Source organism: Streptomyces sp. GL_148, assembly GCF_057834205.1.
The window spans coordinates 6,794,777-6,819,724 of record NZ_CM174396.1 but is presented as its reverse complement, the minus strand read 5'-3'; the positions used below and the strand labels follow the sequence as shown (position 1 = coordinate 6,819,724).

Sequence of the window (24,948 nt, the reverse complement as noted above, 5' to 3'; positions counted from 1 at the left end):
CCCGTGTCCCTCAAGCCCCTCGAACACGACCGGAAGTACGGCGAACTCGACCAGGTGATCCGCGCACACCTGGGCCGCACCGCGGACGACGAAGAGGCCCTCACCGCCTACCTCCGGCACTGCTGGCGCACCCGCCCCTGGGCCATCGCCGTCGCCGAGCACCAGCTCCGCGAGTACGCGCAGAACCCGCCGGGACGGCTCCGGCTGCGCCTCGGCGAGTTCTACCCCGTGCCCGACGTCGGGCTGCCCGACAACGAGATCCAGGACTGGCTGCTGCGGCTGGCGGCCCGGCTCAAGGAGAGCGTGGAGACGGGCGCGGCCCCGGCCCCCGCCACCCCGCGGACCCGCTGGGAGTGGCACGCCCGGTTCCCCGAACTCGGGCAGTTGCTCGGCGGCTGGTTCTCCCAGGACATGCCGGACGAGTTCGAGGACCACGAGGCGGCCCTGCGGGACTACCTCGACGGCACGGATCGGGGCTTGATCGCCCAGCTCGGCGGCGAACTGCACGACCTGCTGTCCCTGCCGCTGGACGAATCGGACTACGCGCTCGCGCTGGCGGAGCTCGGCATGGAGGTCGATCCGCCCGCCTCCCGCGGCCCCGGCGCCTGGCTCGCCGAACTGGCGGACCTGCTGCACTGAACCGGACGGACCCGCTCCAAAGGCGGGCCCGCCGGCCCGGTCAGCGCCCGGCGGTCCCCTCGGCCGGGGTGAGCCGCAGGGAGATGGAGTTGATGCAGTACCGCTGGTCCGTGGGGGTCGGGTAGCCCTCGCCCTCGAAGACGTGGCCCAGGTGGGATCCGCACTTCGCGCACAGGACCTCGGTGCGGACCATGCCGTGGGCGACGTCCGCCTTCAGTTCGACCGCGTCGGAGTCCTTCGGGTCGTAGAAGGACGGCCAGCCGCAGTGCGATTCGAACTTCTCCGTGGAGCGGAACAGTTCGGAGCCGCAGCCGCGACAGCTGTAGACGCCCTCGGTCTTGGTGTCCGTGTACTCACCGCGGAAGGCGGGCTCGGTCCCGGCGAGGCGCAGCACCTGGTACTCGGAGGGGGTCAGCTCCGCCTGCCACTGCTCGTCCGTCTTCTCTACCTCGTACGACATGACTGTTCTCCCGCTTTCCCGCTCTTCCCAGAGCCGTCAGTTCGACAGACGGGCCAGGATGGCCGGCCCCAGGTCGGTGACGTCGCCCGCACCCATGGTGAGAACGAGATCGCCGGGCTTGGCCATTCCCGCGATGACGTCGGCGACGGCTTCCTTGGAGTGCTCGGGGGTGACGTCGGCCCCGGCGGCGCGCGCGGCGTCGATGATGATCTCGCTGGTGATCCCGGGGACCGGGTCCTCGCGGGCGGGGTAGATGTCGAGGACGACCGAGGCGTCGGCGAGGGCGAGGGCCTGGCCCATCTCCTTGCCGAGTTCCTGGGTGCGGGAGAACAGGTGCGGCTGGAAGACGACCAGGATGCGGGAGTCCCCGGCGGCGCCGCGGATGGCCTCCAGGTCGGCGGTCATCTCGGTGGGGTGGTGCGCGTAGGAGTCGATGACCTGGACCCCGGCGGCCTCGCCCTTGAGCTGGAGGCGGCGCTTGACCCCGGTGTACTTGCCGAGGGCGGAGGCCAGGTTGTGCGCCGGGATGCCGAGCGCGACGCCGGCGGCGAGGGCCGCGACGGCGTTGTGCGCGTAGTGGCGGCCGGGCACGGAGACGGTGAAGGTGAGCATCCGGCCGTCGATGACGACGGTGACCTCGCTGCTCAGCCCGCGCGGGGTGATCTTGGTGATCTGAACGTCGGCGGTGGGCTCCTCGCCGTACGTGACGATCGTCAGATCGGGGTTGCCGCTGACCCGCCCGGCGATCTCGGCCGCGCCGGCCTGGCCGTGGGCGATGACCAGGGTGCCGCCGGCCGGGATCTTGCCGACGAAGGTCTCGAAGGACTCGTAGATCTCGTCCATCGACGCGTAGTTCGCGTGGTGGTCGAGCTCCGCGTTGAGGATGATCGCGACCTGCGGGGTGTACTTGTGGAAGCTGCGGTCGCTCTCGTCGGCCTCGGCCACGAAGATGTCGCCCTCGCCGTGGTGGGCGTTGGAGCCGGGGGCGTCCAGGTCGCCGCCGATGGCGTACGAGGGGTCCAGGCCCAGCGCCGAGAGGGAGACGGCCAGCATCGAGGTGGTGGTGGTCTTGCCGTGGGTGCCGGCGACGGCGATCGGCCGCAGGCCGTCCATCAGCCCGGCCAGGGCGTCGGAGCGGTGCACGACCGGGATGCCGAGCTCGGCGGCGCGGGCCAGCTCCGGGTTGTCGGCGCGGATGGCGCTGGAGACGACCACGCAGGTGGCGTCGTCGGCGAGATGACCGGCGGCGTGCCCGACGTGGACCGTGGCGCCGTGGGCGCGCAGCGCCTGGGCGGTCTCGGAGTCACGGGCGTCGCTGCCGGCCACCTGGGCGCCGCGCTGGGCCAGGATCTTCGCGATGCCGGACATGCCGGCGCCGCCGATGCCGATGAAGTGGGGCCGTTCCATGGCGGTCGGCAGGCCGGGCTTCATTCAGGTAGCTCCAGGATCGAGTGCGTACGTACGGCAGCCGGATGCGCGGTTACGGGGATACCGGGATGCGCGGTCCGGCCGCCTCCACCCTATTCCTTGTGGGCGAAGAGCTTGAGCACCGGAACGCCGACCTTGTGGCGCGCCCGCGAGGCCCAGTCCCGGTGGAAGAACTCCTCGACGTAGTGCGGGGCGGTCAGCACGATCACCTCGTCGGCGTTGGTCTCGTCCACCACCGCCTTCAGCTTGTCGAGCGGATGCTCGTCGACGATCTGCCCGACGGCCTTGGCGCCCTTGGCCCGCAGGGACGCGAGGGAATGCTCGATCGCCAGTTCGGCCGGGCCGCGGGCGGCCTCGCCCTCCGGTTCGTCGCCCTCGTGAATGGCCTCGGGAAGCTCACCGAGCGCTACGTCGTCGATGGCGCGCAGCAGCCGGTCCCGGTCGCCGCGGGGCTGCATGAGGACGATGAAGGAGACCGGCTCGTCTCCGTGGAGGGTCGTGACGAAGTCCACGTCGACGGGGGTCAGCGGCTGCTCGATCATCAATACGCTCGTGAACACGGACGCCCTCTCCTTCGTGGGCCGAGGCCGGCCGGCCGGCCCCTGCGGAAACCATCCTGCCCCGCTGTCACACGGGGCCTATGCGGTTATACCTGCCCACTTATGTGCCCAGCGGAAGCTAAGCGGAACGACAAATTCCGCCTCTCTTCAGATCCGACGGTAACGCGTGAAGAGAAACCCGGCCTCTTCCAGCAGGCAGGCCGGTGCGAGCTGGTGCGGAACCGTGACGGACGGCCCCCCGGAGATCCGCTGGGCGTCACCCGCCGTGAGCATCGGCGAGATCGTCAGGCACAGCTCGTCCAGCGCGTCCGCGGCCACGAACTGGCCCAGCAGCCGGGGCCCGCCCTCGGTGAGCTGGCGGCGCAGCCCCCGGTCCGCGAGTTCCCGTACGGCCCTGGCCGGGTCCACGCCCGCCCCGTCGCCGGCGACCACCACCTGCGCCCCGGCCCTGGCGGCCTCGGCGACCCGGTCGGCGGGGGCGGCGGCGCCCGTGAGCACCAGGGTGGGCGCGAGCGGGGAGGTGAACAGCGGCAGCGAGAAGTCCAGGTCCAGGCTCGCGGAGACCACGGCGATGACGGCGGCGGGCCCCTGACCGGCCGCCGCGCGGCGGGCGGCGAAGGCCTCGCGGGCCCGCGCCGGGCGGTAGCCCTCCTGGCGAACCGTTTCCGCACCGACGACCACCACATCGGCCAGGGCCCGCAGGGTGCCGAAGATCCGCATGTCGGTCTCGTTGGAGATGGGCTGGGAACGCCCGTCGTGCTGGGCCGCGCCGTCCAGGGTGGAGACCATGTTGGCCCGCAGCCAGTGGCCGTCCGGGCCGAGCCCGGGGTACTCGTACGCCTCGGCGAGTTCGTCCAGCGACCACTCACGGTCGGTCTGGTCCGCTGATGTCTGATCGGTCACAGGGAACAGGCGTCGCATCGGTGCAGTGTGCCACGCCCCGTAGAGTTAAGAGCTGTGTCAACATCACTCTCGCCCTCAGCGTCAGCCTCCGGGCGGCCCCCGATAGCCGACGCGGGACCGCAGTCCCTGTGCGCCCGCGAGCCGCGGGTGCCCGCGGAACGGCTCGTGGCCGAGATGGTGCCGCCGCCGCGCTTCGACTCGGTGCGCTTCGACACCTACGACCCGGACCCGGCCCAGCCCAGTCAGTCCGAGGCCGTCACCGTGCTCAGCGGCTTCGCCGCCGGCCTGGGCGGGGCGCACGCGTCCGGTGCCGGCAAGAAGCGCTGGTTCTCGAGGACCCCGAAGAGCACCGCCCCCACCGGCCCGCGCGGGGTCTACCTCGACGGCGGCTACGGCGTCGGCAAGACCCACCTGCTGGCCTCCCTCTGGCACGCCACCCCGGCCGAGCCGGCCCTCAAGGCCTTCGGCACCTTCGTGGAGCTGACCAACCTCGTCGGCGCGCTCGGCTTCCAGCAGACCGTCCAGACCCTCGGCGGGCACCGCCTCCTGTGCATCGACGAGTTCGAGCTCGACGACCCGGGCGACACCGTCCTCGTCTCCTCCCTGCTCAGCCGCCTGGTCGAGCAGGGCGTGGCGCTGGCCGCCACCTCCAACACCCTGCCCGGCAAGCTCGGCGAGGGCCGCTTCGCCTCCGCCGACTTCCTGCGGGAGATCCAGGGGCTCTCCGCGCACTTCCGTCCGCTGCGCATCGACGGCCAGGACTACCGCCACCGCGGCCTGCCCGAGGCCCCCGCGCCGTTCTCCGACGAGCAGGTGGCGAAGGCCGCGTACGCCACCGAGGGCGCGAGCCTCGACGATTTCCCGGGGCTGCTGGAGCACCTGGCGAAGGTCCACCCCAGCCGGTACGGGGCCCTGACCGACGGCATAACGGCCGTCTGCCTCACCGACGTCGGCCCGGTCCCGGACCAGTCGACGGCGCTGCGCCTGGTGGTCCTCGCCGACCGGCTGTACGACCGGGAGGTTCCGGTCCTGGCGGCGGGCGTCCCCTTCGACAAGCTGTTCAGTGACGAGATGCTGAACGGCGGCTACCGCAAGAAGTACTTCCGGGCCATCTCGCGGCTCACCGCGCTGGCACGCGACGCGAAGCCCCTGGTGTCCCAGTAGGTTTGGAGACGTCGGCCCGTTCCGCGGGCCGGCCGTTTCCACTTCTGCGAAGGGATCCACCATGGCTGGCGCCACCCGCAATGCACACGCCGTCTGGGAAGGCGACCTGTTCGAGGGCAAGGGCGAGGTCACGCTCGACTCCTCCGGCCTCGGCAGCTACCCCGTCTCCTGGCCCGCACGGACCGACGCGGAGGCGAACGGGCGGACCAGCCCGGAGGAGCTCATCGCCGCCGCGCACTCGAGCTGCTTCAACATGGCCTTCTCGAACGGTCTCGCGAAGGCGGGCAACCCGCCGGCCAAGCTGACCACTTCTGCCGCCGTCACCTTCGTGCCGGGCAAGGGCATCACCGGGATCCACCTCACCGTCGAGGGCGAGGTGCCGGGCCTGGACAACGACGCGTTCGTCGCCGCGGCCGAGGACGCGAAGAAGAACTGCCCGGTCAGCCAGGCCCTGACGGGCACGACCATCACCCTCAGCGCAAAGCTGGCCTAGCACCTGCGCTCCGCCCCAACCCAGCCCCGCAGGCGTTCGAGGCGCGGGTTCTGGGGCGGAGCCCCGGGGGGGTCCGGGCGGCCAAATCCAGCCCCGCCGGCGTTTGAGGCGCGGGGTCTGGGGCGGAGCCCCAGGGGGTCCGGGGCGCAGCCCCGGGGAACGGTGGAAGGGCGGGTAGGGGACTCCGCCGCGCAGCGGGCTGCCGTACCCCCGGCCGGGGGTGGGTCCGCGCGGCGCGGCGAGGACGGCGCGGCGGCGTGGTACCACGGGCGGGCCCGTCGAAGACCGCCCCCCGTACCCGGAGTTGCCGATGACCCTCAGCCGACGCAGTCTGATGGCGGCCGCCACCATCTCCTTCGGCGGAGCCCTCACCGCACTGTTCACCAGCGCCGCCCCCGCCGCCACCCGCGGCTACGGCCCGCTCGTGACCGACCCCGCCGGGCTGCTCGATCTGCCCGCCGGGTTCACGTACCGCGTCCTCTCGCGCGCCGGCGACCCGCTGCGTTCGGGCGAGGGCAGCATCCCGGGCAACTTCGACGGCATGGCCGCCTTCGACGCCGGGCGGGGCAGCGTCCGGCTGGTGCGCAACCACGAGAACCGGGCCACCGCCGCCCTGCGGGTCCCTCCCGTCGAGGGGCTCACCTACGACCCGTACGCCCTCGGCGGCTGCACCCTCCTCGGCCTGGACCCGGCCGGCCGGGTCACCACCGAGCGCGTCGCCCTCGCCGGCACCGCCGTCAACTGCGCGGGTGGCCGTACTCCCTGGAACACCTGGCTGTCCTGCGAGGAGACCGAGGACCGCGCGGGCACCGCCGGGTACACCCGCGACCACGGCTACGTCTTCGAGGTGGACCCCGCCGACCCCCACCGCTCCGGCGCCGTCCCGCTCACCGCGATGGGCCGCTTCGCGCACGAGGCCGTCGCCGTGGACCCGTACCTCGGTGTGGTCTACGAGACCGAGGACGCCTTCGTCGAACCCTTCGGGCTCTTCTACCGGTTCCTGCCCGCCCGCCCCCTCGGCGGCCTCGGCTCCCTGCGCGCGGGCGGCCGGCTGGAGGCACTGCGGGTCCCCGGACTGGCGAACCTGGCGGTGGTGGACGAGCCCGGGGCCCAGTTCCCGGTGGAGTGGGTCCCCGTCCCGGACCCCTCCGCGTCCGGGACCCCGATCCGGCTCCAGGACTTCGGCCCCGGCGGGATCACCCACGCCCAGAAGCTGGAGGGCTGCTACTGGGGCGACGGCGGCGTCCACTTCGTCTCCAGCTACTCCCGCACCCGCGAGGGCTCCCCCGCCGACCACCACGGCCAGGTGTGGTTCTACGACCCGCTGCGCGCGCGGCTCCGGCTGGACGTGGTCTTCGGCCCGGCCGCCGACGTCCAGCTGCCCGGCGACTCCCCGGACAACATCTGCCTGGCCCCCGACGGCGGCCTCATGGTGTGCGAGGACGGCGGCGGTGCGCAGTACGTCTTCGGCGTGACCCCCGGCGGCGAGGTCTACCCGGTGGCCCGCAACGCCGCCGACATCGGGAAACCGGGGGCGCCGGAGTGGGGCGAGTTCGCCGGGGTCACCTTCTCCCCGGACGCCCGGACGATGTGCGTGAACGCGTACACGCCCGGAACCACCTTCGCGGTGACGGGTCCATGGCGATGACCCGTACTGCCTTACGGCCCGCCCGTACTGCCTTACGGCCCGCCTGGCCTGGCCTTTCGTCACGTCGCGGTCCACTGCGTTGTGGTGGAGGATCGTATGGAGTCGACGGATCGAGGTAGGTAGCGGTGGCCAAGAAGGACAGCAAGAAGCCGACGGAGACGGCGAAGTCCGGGAAGGACACCAAGCCCACGGGGGCGGCGGCGGGGGCGGCCAAGGCCGCCGAGAACGCGGGGGCCTCGAAGTCCGCCAAGGCCGCCAAGGCGGGGACGGCCGGGAAGCCGCCGAAGTCGGCGAAGGCTCCCAAGGCCGGGAAGCCCGCCAAGGTGCCGAAGGCCCGCAAGGCCCCCAAGGGCGCCCTCGAGGAGCCCGCGGAGCCGGCCGCGCCCGCCAAGGGCGAGAAGAAGGCCGAGCCCGATGCCGGCAGCGCCACCGCCGCCACCGCCGCCACCGGCGGGAAGCCGAAGTCCAAGCCCCTCTCCCTCCGCGAGCTGCTCCGCATCTCCGCCGAGAACTCCAAGGGATCCAAGGGCGGCGGCGCACGCAGGGCCGGAGGCCACGGACACGGCTACGAGTACGGGTACGACACCCCCCTCAGCCCCCTGCTCCGCGTCCCCTCCGGCGAGCGCGTCGACCTCGAAGCCTTCCACCCGGGAGCGACCCCGGCCGGTCCCACCGACAAGGCGGCCGGCGTGGCGGCCACCGCCCGGATGGGTGAACGGCTCGGCTCCCTCCAGGAGCGGCTCTACGCCGCGAGCACCGCGGGCGACCGCCGCCGTGTCCTGCTCGTGCTCCAGGGCATGGACACCAGCGGCAAGGGCGGCACCGTCAAGCACGTGGTCGGCCTGTTCAACCCCTCCGGCTGCCGGATCAAGGCCTTCAAGGCGCCCACGTCCGAGGAGCAGAACCACCCCTTCCTCTGGCGCATCATGAAAGCGCTCCCCCAGCCCGGCGAGATCGGCATCTTCGACCGTTCGCACTACGAGGACGTCCTCATCGCCCGCGTCCGCGACCTGGTGCCGCGCAGTCAGCTGGGCCGCCGCTACGCGCAGATCAACCGGTTCGAGAAGTCCCTCGCCGACGACGGCGTCACCGTGGTGAAGGTCTTCCTCCACATCGGCTACGAGGAGCAGCGCAAGCGGCTCCTGGAGCGGCTCGACAACCCGGACAAGCACTGGAAGTTCAACGCGGGCGACATCGAGGAGCGCTCCATGTGGCCCGCGTACCAGCAGGCGTACGAGCTGGCGCTGGAGCGCTGCTCCACGGACGCCGCGCCCTGGTACGTCGTGCCCTCGGACCGCAAGTGGTACCGCAACTGGGCCATCAGCAAACTGCTGCTGGAGCATCTGGAGGGCATAGCGCCGCAGTACCCGAAGGGTGACTTCGACGTGGAGGAGTGCCGCACCCGCCTGCTTGCCACATAGTCGTATATTTTGCGCATGTGACCATCTCAGTGCGCAGGACGGCTGCCGTCGCGGCCGCAGCAGCTCTCAGTGCCGTCCTCGCCGCGTGCGGGGGCGGCACCGGTACGTCGGACGCCGGCGGCCAGGCCCGGATGGGAGCCTCCGCGGCCCCCTCCGCTCCGGCCTCCGCCTCCCCCTCCACCGCGGGGTCCGCCACCCCGCAGTCCGGCCCCCGGAGCAGTCCGCCGGTGGCCGCGCAGCCCGGCGCCCCCGGCAAGGCGCCGACCATGGCTCCCGGTCCGGGCGGTCTGACCCCCGTCTTCGACCGCGCGAAGCAGCACACCGACAAGACGGTGGCGCTGACCTTCGACGCCGACATGACCTCCGATCAGGGGCCGCGCGCGGCGGGCGGCGAGCGCTTCGACAACCCTCGGCTGATCTCCACGCTGCGCACCCTCAAGGTGCCCTCGACGGTGTTCATGACGGGCCGCTGGGCCGAGGAGTACCCGGACCAGGCGAAGGCCATCGGAACCGACCCGAACTTCGAGATCGCGAACCACTCGTACAGCCACCACGCCTTCAAGTCCCCCTGCTACGGACTCCCCACCCTCGACGAGGCCGCCGCCCGCGCCGATGTGGACCGGGCCTTCGAGGCCTTCCACAAGGCGGGCGCGGTCAACACGGTCCCGTACTTCCGCTTCCCCGGCGGCTGCTACGACGACCAGGCGCTGCGGGCCATCTCCACGGCCAAGGTCACGGCCGTCCAGTGGGACGTGGTCAGCGGGGACGCCTTCGCCAAGGATCCCGACCCGGTGGCCGAACAGGTCCTGGCCGGGGTGAAGCCCGGCTCGGTCGTGGTCATGCACTGCACGCGCAGCGCCGCCCCGGTCACCGAGGAGGCCGTCCGGAAGATCGTCCCGGAACTGCGCAAGCGCGGCTACCGCTTCGTCAAGGTCTCCGACCTCATCGGGAAGTAGCCCGCGGGCCACTGCTCCGGCCCCTGCTCCGGCCTCAGCCGGAGCAGGCCGTGCGCTGGGCGTCCTGCCACTCGCACACCGGGCACAGCACCACGCCCGGTGTCGCGACCCCGTACTCGGTCGGTTTCCCGCACTCCACGCAGTCGGCGTAGGGCGGCCCGGCCACCCGCCCGGCGGGGGCCGCGGGGGCGGGGCAGTACGAGGAGTCGGGCGCGTGCTGCTCCGTCTGGTCCATGCGTACGAGCGTACTGCGCGGTCAGTGGGCGGCGGCCGACTCGGTGGCCTCGCTCGGGCGGACGATGACGAAGCCCTCGCCGCTGAGCCTCAGCTGGACGGCCTCCCCGGAGCCGCCCCGGATCATCGAGCCGACGGACTGGGAGCGGTGCAGTGCCGTCTCCAGCCGGGCGCTCCAGCCGACCACCGCGTCGGTGTCCACGAAGACCGGGGCCTGCGGGGTGACCGGAATGATGATCGGGTTCCCGTCACAGACGACGGCGAGCTTTCCGGTGCCGGTGAAGAGGCTGTTGAAGAGGCCGCCTCCGGTCATGCCGGCGCCCTTGAGCATCTTGATCTCGTAGCCGAGGGTCGGGTCGAAGCACAGGACGTTGCGGCCGTTGACGGTCAGGGCGTCGCCGGGCTCGAACTCGATGATGAAGCAGTGGCCCGCCCGGTGCGCGAACCAGGCCTCGCCCTGGCCGCGTACGGACATCAGCGCGAGGCCCTCGCCCGTGACGGCGCGCTTGAGCATGCCGCCGATGCCCTGCCCCTTGCGCTCGAACTGCAGGTTCCCCCGGAAGGCGACCATCGAGCCCTGGCGGGCGAGCATCTCACCGTTGACGGCGTACTTCACTGATTTGGCGTTCTGCAGGGTCATCCCGGGTATGGCGGACGCCTCGACCAGGTTCCCGGACGCGAAAAGGTCACTCTTCATGCCCTCGATCCTCGCCCGTCCCGGACCCCTCGGGCATCAGCCTGGAGGTGGATGCTGGCATCCTTGGCCGGATGAGCACCGAGGACACGCGCCATGACACCCGGGTACCCGCAGTCGGGTCCGACAGCCCCTTCCGACAGGAGCGGATCGCCCGCGACGACGCACCGCAGTACGTCCTCCCGCTGGTGGTGCGGATCGAGAAGACGGAGCCGCCGGCCCGGACCGACGCCCTGGAGACGGCCGCCCGCGCGGTGCTCGTCCTGCTCACCGACGAGCGGTCGGCCGGCGAGGGCGAGTGGGCGGCGGCGGTCCGGGACTGGCAGGACGCGCGGATCCGCAAGGTGGTGCGCAGGGCGCGCGGGGCGGAGTGGCGCAAGGCCGGCACCCTGCCGGGCCTCACGGTGCACGGCGCGGACTCGGAGGTACGGGTCTTCCCGCCGGTCCCGCTCGACGGCTGGCCCAAGGAGCTGGCCAAGCTCCAGGTGTCGGGCACCGACCTGGACGACCCGGAGCCGATCGCACCGGCGGAGGACGGGATTCCGGTGCTCTGGCTCAACCCGGACCTGGACATGTCGGCCGGCAAGGCGATGGCCCAGGCCGGGCACGCGGCACAGCTGGCGTGGTGGGAGCTGACGAACGCGGAGCGGGGCCTGTGGCAGGCCTGTGGTTTCCGCCTGGCCGTACGGACGGCCGCGCGCGAGCGGTGGACGGAGCTGTCCGGGAGCGGGCTGCCGGTGGTGCGGGACGCGGGGTTCACCGAGATCGCGCCCGGCTCGTGCACGGTGGTCGCGGACCATCCGGCGCTGCGGGCGCGGCTCTAGGCCGTCCCGGCATCCGGAAGGCGGCCCGCGCCGGGAACCTCAAATGTTGCTCTGAACGTCCCCCTGGGCGGTTGGCCCGGCTCCGTCGGGGCCATGACATCGGCACACGGACCGATGAGAGGGGGCGAGGGGACATGAAGCCCATGGCACACCTGGGGGTGGGCATCGGCTGGCGGCCGGAGATCGCGGGGGCGGTGGAAAGCCTCCCGGGCTTGGACTGGGTCGAGGTCGTGGCGGAGAACATCTGCCCCGGCCACCTGCCCGAGTCCCTGGAGCGGCTGCTCGAACGCGGGGTCCGCGTGGTGCCGCACGGAGTCTCGCTGGGCATCGGCGGCGCCGACCGGCCCGACCCGGCGAAGCTGGCCGCGCTCGGGGAGCGGGCGGTGGCGCTGGGAGCTCCGCTGGTCACCGAGCACATCGCCTTCGTACGGACCTCCTCGGTGGCGCCGGGACCGGTGCTCGAAGCCGGGCACCTGCTGCCCGTGGCGCGGACCCGGGACGCGCTGGACGTGCTCTGCGAGAACGTGCGGATCGCGCAGGACGCGCTGCCGGTGCCGCTCGCGCTGGAGAACATCGCGGCGCTGGTGTCGTGGCCCGGTGAGGAGCTCACCGAGGGGCAGTTCCTGACGGAGCTCGTGGAGCGGACCGGGGTGCGGCTGCTGATCGACGTGGCCAACCTGCACACCAACCGGGTCAACCGGGGGGAGGATCCGGTCGCCGTACTGGACGGGATCCCGCTGGAGGCGCTGGCGTACGTGCACGTCGCCGGGGGCGTGGAGCGGGGTGGGGTGTGGCACGACACGCACGCGCATCCCGTGCCGCGGGTGGTGCTGGATGTTCTGGCGGAGCTCCGCTCCCGGGTGGACCCGCCGGGGGTGCTGCTGGAACGGGACGACGACTTTCCCGGCGGCGCCGAGCTGGCGGGTGAGCTCGCCGCGATCCGGGGCGTGCTGGGCGGCGGCCCTGCGGGGGCCGTCCCCTCCCCTCCCTTCCGCCATCCCCCAGACTCCGTCCGGGGGGACCCCCAGCCGGGCTCCGCCCGGACCCGCGCCTCACACGCCGGCGGGGCTGGATCGACAGCCGGGTTCGGGGCTGGATCGGGCAGCGCGAGCTCCGTCGGCCTGGAGCAGACGCGGACGCGGGTCGGGATCGGGCAGGCCGCCCTGTTGTCGGCGCTGGTTGCCGGGACGCCCCTGCCCGAGGGGTTCGACCGGCAGCGGATGCGCGTACAGGCGCGGGCGCTCGCGGCCAAGCGGGCCGGGGTCGTGGCGAAGCTGGCGCCCGAGCTGCCCGGGATCCTGGGCGGGGAGGACGCGTACCGGGAGGCCTTCCTCGGCTATGCCCGCCGCCGCCCCATGACCGCCGGATACCGGCGCGACGCGCTGGACTTCGCCGAGCACCTGCTGGTCCGGGACCTGCCCGCCGACCCCGCCGCCCGGCGCCGGCTCACGCTCTGGTGGCGGGACCGGGCCGGGGCCAGGCCACCGGGCCGGGCCGTGCGCTGGGCCCGCGCCCTGGTGGGGAGGGCGGCGTGAACTTCTTCGACTTCCTCGCGGTGGCCGTCTGGATCGGCGTCATCGCCTCCTGCGTCGTCCTCGTGCGCGGCCTGCGGCAGTCGCGGCCGCCCACCCTCGGCCCCGCCCCGCGCCTGCACGACCTGTCCGAGGCCGCCTTCATGGCCGGCGGTCCGGGCGCGGTGGTGGACGCCGCGCTCGTCTCGCTGCTCTGCGACGGCCGGATGCTGGTCGGCGGGCCCGGCATCGTCCAGGCAAGGCCCGGGGTGCGGGGCGGCGACCCCGCGCAGCGGGCCGTGCTCCAGGCCTGCCAGGGCGCCCCGTCCGGGTGGCTGTACCAGATCCGCTACGCCGCCATGCGGGATCCGGCCGTGCAGGAGACCGGCGACGCCCTGTCCGCCCGCGGGCTGATCGCCACGCCGGGCGGCCGGCACCGCTGGCTGCGCCACGGGGTGATCCAGGCCGTGGTGTGCGGGGTGGTGCTGCTCCTCTCGCTGCCGCTGTCCTTCGTCGCCTTCGTGTTCCAGGAGGGGGCCGGGTCCGTCCGCGTGCCGTTCATCGCCGAGGTGTTGCCCGTGCTGCTGGGCGGGATCGTCGTGGGCACCGTCGGCGCCTCCCGCGCCCGGCAGCGGATCACCCCGGCGGGGGCCGAGGCGCTGCGCGCCATCCGCGCCCACTACGGGGCCGACCCGAGCCCGTACGTCCAGACCTCGCTGTTCGGGCTGCGGGGACTGCGGGACCCGTACCTGCGCGAGCAGTTGGTGCCGGCGGCCCGCGGGACCCGGCTGGCGGCGGCCCAGTCCCGTACGCGTTCCGGCGGCTCGGGGTCCTCCTGGGGGTCCGGGGCCGAGCTGGTCCCGGTCGTCTGGTGCGCCGGTTCCGACGGCGGCGGGTCCGGCGGGTCGGGCGGTTCGGGCGGATCCGGCTGCGGGTCCTCGGGGTCGGTCTGCGGATCCTCCGGGAGCAGTTGCGCAGGCGGCGGCTCGGGCGGATCCAGCTGTTCGAGCGGCTCCAGCGGATCGAGTTGCTCCAGCAGTTCCAGCGGTTCGAGTTGTAGCAGTTCGTCCAGTTCCAGCTGCGGCAGCAGTTCCTGACCGCCCATCACGGACCCGTCACGAGCTGCTCACACCTCGGCAGAGCCCTGTACCGGCCGGTTCCACATCTTGTAGAACTCGGACATGTTCTGGGTCCTGTTCCTCCTCCTTGCCTGGGCAGGGCTGCTGATCGCGTGCACCCGCCTCCTGAAGGCCGCCTCCGAGCTGGAGGCGCCCCCGCCGGGCTCCGCCGTGCGCCCCCACCACGACGAGCTGAACCTGTACGAGGCCGCCTACCTCGCCGGCGGCCCGGAACGGGTGGCCGAGCTGACGCTGCTGTCGATGCAGCGTCAGCGGCGGCTGCTGCTCGCGTACACCGGGTGGGCGACGGTGGTCGACCCGGTGGGCCGCGATCCGCACGAGTGCTCGGTGCTCGGCGCGTTCGGGCCGGACGGACAGGAGCCGGTGACCTCCGTACGGGCGGTCGCGGCGCGGGATCCGGCCGTACGGGCCCTCGCGGACCGGCTCTCAGAAGCCGGGCTCGCGTCGCGCGACGGGGCCCAGCAGGAGGTGTACGCGGGGATCCGGGCGGTCCGGCAGGCCACCGCGCTGGTCCTCGGCATGCTGGCGGCCGCGCTGTGCGTACCCGATCCGGGGACCACGACCACGATGATCCTGTGCTGGTTCTCGCTGCCGCTGATCCTCGCGCTGGGCTGCCTGGCCATAGCCCGCGTCGAGGGGCACGCGCACTCCGGGTGGGCCTCCCCCGCCGGCCGGCGGCTCCTCGTGGAGCTGGGCCGGGAGCGGGGCGTGCGGGGCTCGCTCACCGCGGTGGCCCTGCGGGGGCTGCGCGCGGTCACCGAACCGGAGCTGCGGGCGGCACTCACGTACGGCAAGCGGGGGCGGATTCCGCGGCAACGGGGGCATTGAGCGCGACACCGGCCGCCGGTCCTGTACAGGGGGCCACCCGCCGGATCTCATCGGAAGGTCCGTTGAGATGAGAGGCCACCATGCGCATGCCCCGGGTACCCGCCACGGTCGCGCTGGCCGCCCTGGCGCTGGCCGCTTTGCTGCCGACGGCCTCCGGCGCCGAGGCCGCTCCCCCGGGACCGTCGCCGTCGGGCCCCACCGGCCTGGCCCACGCCCGGGCGGCCGCCGAGGCCGCCGGGGCCGCTCTCGTGGCCCGGCGGGCCGCTGCCGCCGCGGCGCGGGCGGGGCTCCCGGGCCCGGGAGGGGCTTCGCCGCCGGGCCGTCAGGGCGCCTTCGACGGCCTGGAGTTCGGGCCGTGTCCCGTCGCCGAGGGGCTCGGGCCGGACGTGCGGTGCGGCACGCTCCGCGTCCCGGTCGACTACGCCCGGCCCTTCGGGGCGCAGACCGGGATCCTCGTCAGCCGGGTCGCCGCCTCCGGCGCGGGCGGGGCCCGCCGGCAGGGGGCGCTCGTGTACAACCCCGGCGGACCGGGCGGGAACGGGCTGTTCTTCCCGCTCGTCGCCCCCCTGCCCGAGTGGCGCCGCGTCGGGGCCGCCTACGACCTCGTCGGCTACGCCCCGCGCGGGGTGGGCCGCTCGGGGCGCCCGCTGTCCTGCCAGGACCCGGCGCGGTACGCCCAGGCTCCGGCCGAGGCCGCCGGCGCGCGGCCCGACGCCGCCGCCAAGGAGGAACGGATCGCCGCCGCGCGGTCCTACGCCCGCGGCTGCGGCGAGCGGGCCGGGGCGGCCCTCGGCTCGTACACGACCCTGAACAACGTCCGCGACCTGCACGTGCTGCGCGCCGCGCTCGGCGAGAGCCGGCTGAGCTTCATGGGGGCCTCGTACGGCACGTACCTCGGTGCGGTCTACGCCACCCTCTACCCGGGCCATGTGCGCCGGATGGTCTTCGACTCTGCCGTCGACCCCGATCCGCGGAAGGTCTGGTACCGCAACAACCTCGCCCAGGCCCCCGGCTTCGAGCGCCGCTGGGCCGACTTCCGCGCCTGGGCGGCCCGCCACCACGCCGCGTACGGGCTCGGCTCCACCGCCGAAGCGGTGCAGGCGAGTTACGACCGGGTGCGGGCGGCGCTGGCCCGCGAACCGGCGGGCGGGGTGGTCGGCACCGGGCAGCTGCACTCCGCGTACTTGCGGGCCGCGTACTACGACGAGGTCTGGCCGAACCGCGCGGCGGCCCTGGCGGCGTTCCTGCGCGGAGATCCGCGCCCGCTCGTCGCGCTCGCCGCCCCGGACCCGGCGGCGGCCGTCGAGGGCGAGAACGCGACGGCCGTCTACACGGCGACCCTGTGCAACGACGCCCCGTGGCCCGCCGACTGGGAGACCTGGGACCGCGACAACACCGAACTGGCCCGCACGGCCCCCTTCGAGACCTGGACCAACGCCTTCCTGAACCTGCCCTGCGCCTTCTGGCCGGTGCGCGAGCGGCAGCGGCCGGTGGACGTCGGGGCGCGGCCGGACGCCCCGCTCCCCGGCACGCTGATCGTCGCGGCCGAGCGGGACGGCGCGACCCCCTACGGGGGCGCCCTGGAGCTCCAGCGGCGGCTCGGGCCGCGGGCCGGGCTGGTGACGGAGGAGGGGGCCGGTACCCACGGAGTGGTCGGCGGACGCAATGACTGCGTGGACGCTCACGTGGAGCGGTACTTGCTGACAGGTGACACCTCGGGGTGGCGTGTCACGTGTGCGCCGCATCCGGAGCCCGCACCGGTGTCGCTGGACGACCGGGCAGCGACCGCCCAGGGGCACCCCAGGGCACTGCTGCCGCCAGTCGTCTGAACTTCCGGGCGGGATCTCCGGCTGCGTCGATTCGGGGGCAGGGCCTCCCGATCCCCGGAGGACGCGGTCAGCGGTCCTCCGGTCCTTCCCCCCAGGGGAGGTCTCTAGGCGAGTCCGGCCACCAGATCGGCGACGGACTTGCGGCGCCCGGTGTAGAAGGGCACCTCTTCACGGACGTGCATGCGGGCCTCGGAGGCGCGCAGGTGACGCATGAGGTCGACGATGCGGTACAGCTCGTCGGCCTCGAAGGCCAGCAGCCACTCGTAGTCGCCGAGCGAGAAGGAGGCGACGGTGTTGGCGCGCACGTCGGGGTAGCCGCGGGCCATCATGCCGTGGTCCTTGAGCATGCGGCGGCGGTCCTCGTCGGGCAGCAGGTACCAGTCGTAACTGCGCACGAAGGGGTAGACGCTGACGTAGTCGCGCGGCGTCTCGTCGGCCAGGAAGGCCGGGATGTGGGACTTGTTGAACTCGGCCGGACGGTGCAGGGCCATGTTCGACCAGACCGGCTCCAGCGCGCGGCCCAGCTTGGTGCGGCGGAACAGGTTGTACGCGGTCTGCAGCTCGTCGGAGGTCTCCGCGTGCCACCAGATCATGACGTCCGCGTCGGCGCGCAGGCCGGAGACGTCATAGGTGCCGCGGACGGTGATGTCCTTGGCGGCCAGCTGGTCGAACAGCTCCTGGACCTCGTCGGCGAAGCCGGCGCGGTTCTCGGGGAGCACGTCCTTCAGCTTGAAGACGGACCACAGGGTGTAGCGGATGACCTCGTTGAGGTCCTTCGCCTTCTTCCCCGCGTTGGGAATCTTCTCTGGTGCAGTCATGTGTCTATTGTCCCGTGTGCTGATCAGTGGTCGGTGCCAGGGGTGCCCCAGCGGCGCCCAACGTGGCGATCACCACGTCGGCGGCCTTGCCCGCGCTCGCGATGCAGGCCGGGATGCCGACCCCGTCGTACACGGCACCGCACACCGCGAGGCCCGGCAGGGCCTCGACGGCGGAGCGGATCCGGGCCACCCGGCCGAGGTGGCCGACGGGGTACTGGGGCAGGCCGCCGTCCCAGCGGGTGACGGTGGAGGCCACGGGGCGGACGGTGGGCGCGAGGCCCACGGCCTGGCCGAGGTCGGTGAGGGAGACCTCGACCAGTTCCTCGTCGGAGCGCTTCAGGTCGCCCTCGTCGCCGTGGCGGCCGACGGAGGTCCGGAGCAGGAAGAGGTCGGGATCGGTCCCGGCCCAGGCCCACTTGTTGCTGGAGAAGGTCGAAGCCTTGATCGTCCGGCCGTCCACGGGCGGTACGAGGAACCCGCTCGCGCCGCCGGCGGCGACCTGGGCCGGCAGGTCGGACCGGCGCAGGGCCATCGTGACCAGGGCCATGGAGGCGTACTCGACGCCGCGCAGCTCGGTGGCGGCCGAGGGTGCGATCCGGTCGAGCAGCCGGGCGGCGGGTCCGGCCTGGACGGCCACGACCACTCCGTCGGCCTCGATGGCCTCGGCTCCGCCCGGGGCGTCGACGGCCACGCGCCAGCCGGTGGCGGTACGGGTCAGCTCGCGCGCGGGGCTGTCGAGGAGGATCCGGGCTCCGGCCGCACGGCAGGCCTCGGCGACGGCGAGCGGGAGCCGGCCGATGCCGCCTTCGATGCCGGAGAAGACGGGACCGGTCTGCCCCGCGCGGGCCGCCCGGGCCTGCAGTTCCCGTACGCCCTCGCCGAGGGAGGCGTGGCTGCGGGCTGCTTCGAAGAGCTGGGGGACGGCGGCGCGCATCGAGATGCGGTAGGCGTTGCCGGCGTAGACCCCGCCGAGGAGGGGTTCCACGAGCCGGTCGACGACCTCGTGGCCCAGGCGGGCGGCGACGTACTCGCCGAGGGCCACGTCCTCGCCGATCTCCTCGGGCGGGAGCGCGCCTTCGGCCGAAGCGCGGGCCAGGCCCTCGGCGGAGAGCACCCCGGAGGCGGCGAGCGGGCCCAGGTCACCGGGTACGCCCATGACGTGACCGCCCGGCAGGGGGCGCAGCACGCCGCGGGTCCAGAGGCGGGCGGTGGCGGTGGCGGGCGGCTGCAGGGCCTCGCCGAGGCCGACGGCGCGGGCCAGTTCGAGTGCTTCGGGGCGGCGGGCGAGTACGGATTCGGCGCCGAGGTCCACGCGCAGACCGGCCAGTTCGCCCGAGCGCAGCTTGCCGCCGAGGCGCGGGCCGGCTTCCAGGAGGGTGACGCGAAGGCCCTCGGCGAGCAGCCGGTGGGCCGCCGCGAGGCCCGCGATCCCGCCGCCGATGACGACGACGTGACCGGCGGGGGCCGGCCGGTCCGTACGCGTGTCCGCTTCGTGCATGGACACATCGTCTCAGACCGCTCATCGGGCGATCGCCGAGGCCTGACCGTGACCGGTTCGGGATCACCTCGGGACCGCGCGTGCGAAACCCGGGGCGGGACCCCGTACGTCAGAACGTCGAGGCACGGACAGATGCGCATCCGACGATTCGGACACTTACCGGGGGGACTCAACGATGCACACCCAGCACAGACGTTACGGGCGGTACGGACGGCGTTCGGCGACGGCTCTGGCGGCGCTGTCCCTGACCGGCGCGCTCGTGCTCACGGGCTGCTCCGCCGGTGACGACAAGGGGATGAGCGGGGCGGACGCCGCGGCTCCCGCGCAGCGGGAGGCCGTCGGGGAGGGTGGGGCCGACGCGGCCGCGGCGGGCGCTCCGGCCCCGGGCGCCGCCAAGAGCCAGGCGCAGGTCCCGGCCGTCCGCACGCAGATCATCCGCACGGCGACGCTCGGCGTGGAGACGGCCGACGTCCAGAAGGCGACGGCCGGTGCCCGGACGGCGGCGGAGAACGCAGGCGGGTACGTCGGCAACGAGGGCACTACGCGCGCGCCCGACGGGTCGATGACCTCGACGGTGACCCTGCGGGTGCCGGGCGAGCGCTTCGACGCGGTGCTGGCCGCGATGGAGGGCGCCGGGAAGCTGCTGGAGCGCAAGGTCGAGGCGCAGGACGTGACGCAGAAGGTCGCGGACGTCGACAGCCGGGTCAAGTCCCAGCAGGCGAGCGTGGTGCGGGTGCGCGAGATGATGGAGAAGGCCTCGGGGCTGAGCGAGGTGGTCACGCTGGAGGCCGAACTCAGCAAGCGCCAGGCCGATCTGGAGTCGCTGCTCGCGCAGCAGACGGCGCTGAAGGACCAGACCTCGCTCGGCACGATCACGCTGACGTTCTCGGAACCGGGGAAACTGCCCGTCAAGGAGAAGGAGAAGCCGGATCCGGGCTTCTCCGACGCCCTGATCGGCGGCTGGAAGGTCTTCGCCGCGGCGGTCCTGTACCTGCTGATGGCGCTCGCCGCGGCCTCGCCCTTCCTGCTCAGCGGCGCGTTCCTGCTGCTCGCCTTCCGGCAGTACCGCAAGTGGCGGCCCGCGAAGGAGAAGCCCGGCGCGGCGCGGCGCCTCCCCGCGCAGAGCGGGCCGGTGTGGCCGAGGCACACGGCCGCCGCTCCGGCGGATCCTGCGGATCCGGCGCATCCGGACGCGACGCCGCCGCAGGTCCAGGACTGACCACCCGTGCGCCCGTAGCGTGGGGCCCGCAGGCACAGGCGGCGGGGAAGGACGGTACGGGCACATGGGGAACGGCACGGAACGGCTGGTGGTGGTCGGCGGTGACGCGGCGGGGATGTCCGCCGCGTCACAGGCCCGGCGGCTCAAGGGACCGGCGGAGCTGGAGATCACCGCCTTCGAGCGCGGGCACTTCACCTCGTACTCCGCGTGCGGGATCCCGTACTGGATCGGCGGCCTGGTCGACGGCCCGGAGGAGTTGATCGCCCGGACGCCCGAGGAGCACCGCGCGCGGGACATCGACCTGCGGACGCGGACCGAGGTCGTGGAGCTGGACCTCGCGGGAGCGCGGGTGCGCGCCCGGGATCTGGAATCGGGCGCCGAGTACTGGACGGGGTACGACAAGCTCGTCCTCGCGACCGGTGCCCGGCCGGTCCGCCCCCGGCTGCCCGGCATCGGCGCGCACGGGGTGCACGGCGTACAGACGCTGGACGACGGGCAGCGGCTGATGGCGGATCTGGAACGGACGGCAGGGCGCCGGGCGGTGGTCGTGGGCGCCGGCTACATCGGCGTGGAGATGGCGGAAGCCCTGCTCGGGCGGGGCTTCGAGGTCACCGTGCTGCACCGGGGCGAGCAGCCGATGTCCACGCTGGACCCGGACATGGGCGGGCTGGTGCACAGCGCCATGAACAGCATGGGGATCCGTACGGTCGCCCGCGCGGAGGTGACGGAGATCCTCACCGACGAGGAGGGCCGGGCCCGCGCGGTGGTCACGGCGGCCGGGGACGAGTACCCGGCGGACGTGGTCGTCCTCGGCATCGGCGTCGAGCCGCGCACGGCCCTGGCCCGCGCGGCGGGCCTGCCGCTGGGCGAGTCGGGCGGCCTGCTGACCGACCTCTCCATGCGGGTCCGCGGCCACGAGAACATCTGGTCGGGCGGCGACTGCGTGGAGGTCCTGGACCTGGTGGCGGGCCGCATGCGGCACATCGCGCTGGGCACGCACGCGAACAAGCACGGCCAGGTCATCGGCTCGGGCGTGGGCGGTGGCTACGCGACCTTCCCGGGCGTGGTCGGCACGGCCGTGAGCAAGGTCTGCGACCTGGAGATCGCCCGTACGGGCCTGCGCGAGCGGGACGCCCTGTCCGTCGGGCTCCGCTTCGTCACGGCGACGATCAGCTCGACGAACACGGCGGGCTACTACCCGGAGGCGGCTCAGATGACGGTCAAGATGCTGGCGGAACGCCGCACGGGCCGGCTCCTGGGCTGCCAGATCGTCGGCGGCGCCGGCTCCGCGAAGCGGGTGGACATCGCCGCGGTCGCCCTGACGGCCGGCATGACGGTGGACCAGATCGTGTCCCTGGACCTGGGCTACGCCCCGCCGTTCTCGCCGGTCTGGGACCCGGTGCTGGTCGCCGCCCGCAAGGCGGTCACCGCGGTGCGGGCGGCGGGGGTCTAGTCGGTCCGGCCCGCGCCCGCGCCTGCGCCCGCGCCCGCGCCCGGGGCGAGGAGTTCGGAGCGGATCAGTTCCAGCAGGCGGCCGGTCCAGTTCCGGCCGCCGCGGGAGCCCCCGTCGCGCCAGAAGGGGGCGTCGGAGATGCCGGTGTAGAGGATCGCGCCCTCTCCGGTGGCGACCAGCAGTTCCGCGAGCCGCGGGTGCTGCCCGAACTTGGCCCGCATCAGCGCCGCCATGACGGCGACCCTCCGGGCGGCCCAGTCCGAGCGCCCCGCGGCCGCTCCGCCCAGCTCCCGCGCCTCGCGGGCGCTCGCGGCGGCGCGGATCCGGTCGTGGTCGGCCCGGTCGGCGGCGAAGAGGGCCCAGTAGCCGTGCACCACGGTGGGGTAGGTCTCCCCCTCGTAGGTGAAGGGGGAGTCGTAGTCGTTGCGCAGCGCGAAGTCTCCGAGCTCGGCCGGCCATCCCCGGGGATGCACGGATTCGAGGAGGACGACCGGGGGCTGCGGGTCACCGGCCGGCGCATCCGCGTAACGCACAGCCCGCTCCCGCTCGGCCCGCTCGACGCGCTCGTCCCAGGCGGCGAAGTAGTCCAGGGATTCTTGGTGCATCTCCGGCGTGGCCGCCGGCCCGTCCCCGTCCACGGGCTCGCCGAGATCGGTCACCAGGATCCGCAGCGGCCGGTCCTGCCGCTCCATGTCCCCCAGGACGTAGACCCGCAGGTGGGCCGGGACGGCCAGGTACGCGTCCCGGAGCAGGGACCGGTTGGCCTCCGTCGTCTCGCGGCGGTAGGCCCGGACGGCCTCCATGAGCAGGTCGACGGTCGTGGGCCGGCCCGCCAGCCGGGAGATCTCGTCGGCCACTTCCACGAGGAAGCTCTCGTCCGTCAGCGGCTCGGGGTAGCGGGCGAGCCACTTCGAAGGCTCCGGGGTCCGCTCCCGGCCGTCCGGCCGGGAGAGCTCCACCTTCCCCGAAGCCAGCAGTCCCGCGAGCCCGGCGAGATCGGTCGCGTCGTAGCGGCCGCGGGTGATCCTGCCGTCCGCGTAGACGAACAGGTCCTCGGGGTAATGGTCGTCCTGGAAGTCGTACTTGATCCAGACGAGGCGCCAGGCCCCGTCGATGGTTTCTCCGTCGGATATGCGAAACGTCGGCCCATGCCATGTCATGCACGGCACGGTACCGACGTCGGCGCAGTGTCGGGTCGGTCTAGACCGCCGTCTGCGTGTGGACGTACTCCACCAGGCGGGTCAGGGCGTCCGGGTTCGTCGTCGGGAGGACGCCGTGGCCCAGGTTGAAGATGTGGCCCTCCAGGCCCGCCGCGGCGTCCAGGACCTCGCGGGTCTTGGTCTCCACCGCCTCGGGGGTGGAGAAGAGGACCGCCGGGTCCAGGTTGCCCTGGAGCGCCTTGCCGGGGCCGACCCGCTTGACGGCCTCGTCCAGGGAGACCCGGTAGTCGACGCCCATGACGTCCGCGCCGGCCTCGCCCATGAGGCCGAGCAGCTCGCCCGTGCCCACGCCGAAGTGGATGCGCGGGACCCCGTACGAGGCGACGGACTCCAGGACCTTCGCGGAGGCGGGCATCACCGAGCGGCGGTAGTCCGCCGGGGCGAGCGCGCCGACCCAGGAGTCGAAGAGCTGGACCGCGGAGGCGCCGGCCTCGATCTGGACCTTCAGGAAGGAGGAGGTGATCTCGGCGAGGCGGTCCAGCAGGTCCGCCCAGAGCTCCGGGTCCCCGTACATGAGGGCCTTGGTGTGCTCGTGGTTCTTGGAGGGGCCGCCCTCGACCAGGTAGCTCGCGAGGGTGAAAGGCGCACCGGCGAAGCCGATCAACGGCGTGGAGCCCAGTTCACCCGTGAGCATGCCGATCGCCTCGGTGACGTACGAGACGTCCTCCGGGGTGAGGTCGCGCAGCTGTGCGAGGTCCTCGCGGCGGCGGATCGGCTGGGCGACGACCGGGCCGATGCCCGGCTTGATGTCCAGGTCGATGCCGATGGCCTTCAGCGGGACCACGATGTCGGAGAAGAAGATGGCCGCGTCCACGTTGTGGCGCCGGACCGGCTGCAGGGTGATCTCGGTGACCAGGTCGGGCCGCATGCAGGATTCCAGCATCTGCGTGCCCTCGCGCACCTTGCGGTACTCCGGGAGCGAGCGCCCCGCCTGTCGCATGAACCACACGGGGGTATGCGGCACCGGCTCGCGCCGGCACGCCTTCAGGAAGGCGGAATCGTACGTCTGGCTCGGCGTGCCCGTGGGGCGGGTGTTGGCGCTCACGACTCAAATCTTCGCACGTATGAAGAAGTGCCCGGCCCGGCGCGGGTGTGGCTGCGCCGTACGGGCGCTCGTTCCGCCTAGTCTTCCCCGCATGGCTGCGGCTCAGGGACGATTTTCAGATGGCGCTGACGGTACGGACAGCGCGAAGGACAGCTCCGTCCCACTCCCGTTCCGGCGGGCGGTCGACGGCTTGAAGAAGGCGAGGCTGCGGCAGGGGATCGAGATCGATCCCACCAAACCGCCACAGAGGCTGGCACCCCACGCGTACGCGCTGGAAGCGGCGGTCGTGGACGGTGACGAGGACCTGGCCGACGGCCGGCTCATCCTCCTGCACGACCCGGCAGGGCACGACGCCTGGCAGGGCACCTTCCGGCTGGTGACGCTCGTACGGGCGGAACTGGAGCCGGAGATGGCCGTGGACCCGCTCCTCCCGGAGGTGTGCTGGTCCTGGCTGACGGGGGCGCTGGACGCGCGCGGGCTGACGTACGGGGAGGCGAGCGGGACCGTGACCATGGCCGCCTCGCACTACTTCGGCGGGCTCGGAGAGCGGCGGCCGGCGACACAGATCGAGATCAGGGCCTCGTGGACGCCGCGCGAGGGGGTGGGCGGGGTGCCGGACACCGCCGCACACCTGTCGGCCTGGTGCGAACTGCTGTGTCAGATCGCGGGGCTGCCGCCGGTCGGACCGACCGAGACGGTGACCGGTGTGGTCTCGCTGCCCCAGCGGCGCGGTCCGCATCACCCTCAGGGGTAGTTCCGCAAGCCCGGGGGCGGCGCCGACCCGTGTCGACCCGCACCCACCTGCACCGATCCGTGCCGGCCCGGGCCCCGATGTCGGGGCCGGATGTCGTTACAGGGCGCCGCTTGCGGGCTTCTGATCACCCTATGATCGATCGTGCGTCCGAATTGCCCGAATTGTTACTCACCAAATCGTGATCATTCCCTAAAGCCGGGCGGGTGACGT

24 protein-coding genes are annotated in these 24,948 nt (G+C 73.2%); 14 read left to right on the top strand and 10 right to left on the bottom strand.

Annotated features, from left to right (window positions below):
• Positions 1-3 precede the first annotated feature (3 nt).
• Positions 4-639: a contact-dependent growth inhibition system immunity protein gene (locus AC3IYI_RS30940; protein ID WP_489406766.1), complete on the top strand. Its 636-nt coding sequence runs from the start codon at positions 4-6 to the stop codon at positions 637-639.
• A 40-nt stretch (positions 640-679) separates the two neighbouring features.
• Here AC3IYI_RS30940 and msrB read toward each other — a convergent pair whose 3' ends face one another.
• The 4 genes from msrB to AC3IYI_RS30920 all read right to left on the bottom strand — a co-directional run bounded on the left by msrB (position 680) and on the right by AC3IYI_RS30920 (position 4,008).
• The gene (gene msrB, locus AC3IYI_RS30935) at positions 680-1,099 is read right to left on the bottom strand and encodes a peptide-methionine (R)-S-oxide reductase MsrB (RefSeq protein ID WP_489406765.1); all 420 of its coding nucleotides are present in this window, start codon (positions 1,097-1,099) and stop codon (positions 680-682) included.
• A gap of 36 nt (positions 1,100-1,135) precedes the next feature.
• Positions 1,136-2,530 (bottom strand): UDP-N-acetylmuramate--L-alanine ligase, encoded by a 1,395-nt coding sequence (gene murC / locus AC3IYI_RS30930; protein WP_489406764.1) that lies wholly within the window; start codon positions 2,528-2,530, stop codon positions 1,136-1,138.
• Between the two features lie 89 nt (positions 2,531-2,619).
• Positions 2,620-3,087, bottom strand: coding sequence for an indole-3-glycerol phosphate synthase (locus AC3IYI_RS30925; protein ID WP_250742023.1), 468 nt, complete (start codon positions 3,085-3,087; stop codon positions 2,620-2,622).
• Positions 3,088-3,234: 147 nt separating this feature from the next.
• On the bottom strand, positions 3,235-4,008 hold the full coding sequence (locus AC3IYI_RS30920) for a pyrimidine reductase family protein (RefSeq protein ID WP_489406763.1): 774 nt from the start codon (positions 4,006-4,008) through the stop codon (positions 3,235-3,237).
• Between the two features lie 36 nt (positions 4,009-4,044).
• Between AC3IYI_RS30920 and zapE the strand changes: the two genes are divergently transcribed.
• The 5 genes from zapE (at position 4,045) to AC3IYI_RS30895 (ending at position 9,672) form a co-directional block, all read left to right on the top strand.
• A complete protein-coding gene (gene zapE / locus AC3IYI_RS30915) occupies positions 4,045-5,154 on the top strand; it encodes a cell division protein ZapE (protein ID WP_489406762.1) in 1,110 nt (369 codons plus the stop codon).
• Between the two features lie 61 nt (positions 5,155-5,215).
• A complete protein-coding gene (locus tag AC3IYI_RS30910) occupies positions 5,216-5,647 on the top strand; it encodes an OsmC family protein (RefSeq protein WP_489406761.1) in 432 nt (143 codons plus the stop codon).
• A 310-nt stretch (positions 5,648-5,957) separates the two neighbouring features.
• A complete protein-coding gene (locus tag AC3IYI_RS30905) occupies positions 5,958-7,295 on the top strand; it encodes an alkaline phosphatase PhoX (protein WP_489406760.1) in 1,338 nt (445 codons plus the stop codon).
• A 497-nt stretch (positions 7,296-7,792) separates the two neighbouring features.
• Positions 7,793-8,716: a PPK2 family polyphosphate kinase gene (locus AC3IYI_RS30900; RefSeq protein ID WP_489411740.1), complete on the top strand. Its 924-nt coding sequence runs from the start codon at positions 7,793-7,795 to the stop codon at positions 8,714-8,716.
• 17 nt (positions 8,717-8,733) lie between these two features.
• Entirely contained in the window at positions 8,734-9,672 is a 939-nt protein-coding gene (locus tag AC3IYI_RS30895) for a polysaccharide deacetylase family protein (protein WP_489406759.1), read from the top strand.
• A 34-nt stretch (positions 9,673-9,706) separates the two neighbouring features.
• Here the strand turns inward: AC3IYI_RS30895 and AC3IYI_RS30890 are convergent, their stop codons facing one another.
• Positions 9,707-9,907 carry a hypothetical protein gene (locus tag AC3IYI_RS30890; protein ID WP_243331418.1) on the bottom strand — a complete coding sequence of 67 codons (201 nt, stop codon included), beginning with the start codon at positions 9,905-9,907 and terminating at the stop codon, positions 9,707-9,709.
• A 21-nt stretch (positions 9,908-9,928) separates the two neighbouring features.
• On the bottom strand, positions 9,929-10,603 hold the full coding sequence (locus AC3IYI_RS30885; RefSeq protein WP_489406758.1) for an AIM24 family protein: 675 nt from the start codon (positions 10,601-10,603) through the stop codon (positions 9,929-9,931).
• A gap of 71 nt (positions 10,604-10,674) precedes the next feature.
• Here AC3IYI_RS30885 and AC3IYI_RS30880 point away from each other — a divergent pair, with 71 nt between their 5' ends.
• The 5 genes from AC3IYI_RS30880 (at position 10,675) to AC3IYI_RS30860 (ending at position 16,731) form a co-directional block, all read left to right on the top strand.
• Complete coding sequence (locus AC3IYI_RS30880) at positions 10,675-11,424, top strand: peptidyl-tRNA hydrolase (protein ID WP_489406757.1); 750 nt, start codon at positions 10,675-10,677, stop codon at positions 11,422-11,424.
• Between the two features lie 134 nt (positions 11,425-11,558).
• Positions 11,559-12,959 (top strand): MbnB/TglH/ChrH family RiPP precursor modification enzyme, encoded by a 1,401-nt coding sequence (locus AC3IYI_RS30875; protein ID WP_489406756.1) that lies wholly within the window; start codon positions 11,559-11,561, stop codon positions 12,957-12,959.
• The gene (locus tag AC3IYI_RS30870; RefSeq protein WP_489406755.1) at positions 12,956-14,032 is read left to right on the top strand and encodes a TIGR04222 domain-containing membrane protein; all 1,077 of its coding nucleotides are present in this window, start codon (positions 12,956-12,958) and stop codon (positions 14,030-14,032) included. The genes AC3IYI_RS30875 and AC3IYI_RS30870 overlap by 4 nt, the downstream gene beginning before the upstream one ends.
• Positions 14,033-14,116: 84 nt before the next feature.
• The gene (locus tag AC3IYI_RS30865) at positions 14,117-14,902 is read left to right on the top strand and encodes a TIGR04222 domain-containing membrane protein (protein WP_489406754.1); all 786 of its coding nucleotides are present in this window, start codon (positions 14,117-14,119) and stop codon (positions 14,900-14,902) included.
• 80 nt (positions 14,903-14,982) lie between these two features.
• Positions 14,983-16,731 (top strand): alpha/beta hydrolase, encoded by a 1,749-nt coding sequence (locus AC3IYI_RS30860; RefSeq protein ID WP_489406753.1) that lies wholly within the window; start codon positions 14,983-14,985, stop codon positions 16,729-16,731.
• Between the two features lie 104 nt (positions 16,732-16,835).
• On the opposite strand, the gene hemQ is transcribed toward AC3IYI_RS30860, so the two are convergent.
• Positions 16,836-17,549, bottom strand: a complete 714-nt coding sequence (gene hemQ, locus AC3IYI_RS30855; protein WP_489406752.1) for a hydrogen peroxide-dependent heme synthase — start codon at positions 17,547-17,549, stop codon at positions 16,836-16,838.
• Between the two features lie 4 nt (positions 17,550-17,553).
• The gene (gene hemG, locus AC3IYI_RS30850; protein ID WP_489406751.1) at positions 17,554-19,047 is read right to left on the bottom strand and encodes a protoporphyrinogen oxidase; all 1,494 of its coding nucleotides are present in this window, start codon (positions 19,045-19,047) and stop codon (positions 17,554-17,556) included.
• A 175-nt stretch (positions 19,048-19,222) separates the two neighbouring features.
• On the opposite strand from hemG, the gene AC3IYI_RS30845 reads away from it, so the two are divergent.
• Together AC3IYI_RS30845 and AC3IYI_RS30840 are read left to right on the top strand one after the other, a co-directional pair.
• Complete coding sequence (locus tag AC3IYI_RS30845; protein WP_489406750.1) at positions 19,223-20,266, top strand: DUF4349 domain-containing protein; 1,044 nt, start codon at positions 19,223-19,225, stop codon at positions 20,264-20,266.
• Positions 20,267-20,330: 64 nt separating this feature from the next.
• Positions 20,331-21,719, top strand: coding sequence for an FAD-dependent oxidoreductase (locus AC3IYI_RS30840; protein WP_489406749.1), 1,389 nt, complete (start codon positions 20,331-20,333; stop codon positions 21,717-21,719).
• Here AC3IYI_RS30840 and AC3IYI_RS30835 read toward each other — a convergent pair.
• Both AC3IYI_RS30835 and hemE read right to left on the bottom strand, forming a co-directional pair.
• Entirely contained in the window at positions 21,716-22,879 is a 1,164-nt protein-coding gene (locus AC3IYI_RS30835) for an NADAR family protein (protein WP_489406748.1), read from the bottom strand. The two genes, AC3IYI_RS30840 and AC3IYI_RS30835, sit on opposite strands and share 4 nt — an antisense overlap.
• A gap of 40 nt (positions 22,880-22,919) precedes the next feature.
• Positions 22,920-23,984 carry a uroporphyrinogen decarboxylase gene (gene hemE / locus AC3IYI_RS30830; protein WP_489406747.1) on the bottom strand — a complete coding sequence of 355 codons (1,065 nt, stop codon included), beginning with the start codon at positions 23,982-23,984 and terminating at the stop codon, positions 22,920-22,922.
• 91 nt (positions 23,985-24,075) lie between these two features.
• Here hemE and AC3IYI_RS30825 point away from each other — a divergent pair, with 91 nt between their 5' ends.
• On the top strand, positions 24,076-24,738 hold the full coding sequence (locus tag AC3IYI_RS30825) for a DUF3000 domain-containing protein (protein WP_243331447.1): 663 nt from the start codon (positions 24,076-24,078) through the stop codon (positions 24,736-24,738).
• Positions 24,739-24,948: the final 210 nt, after the last annotated feature.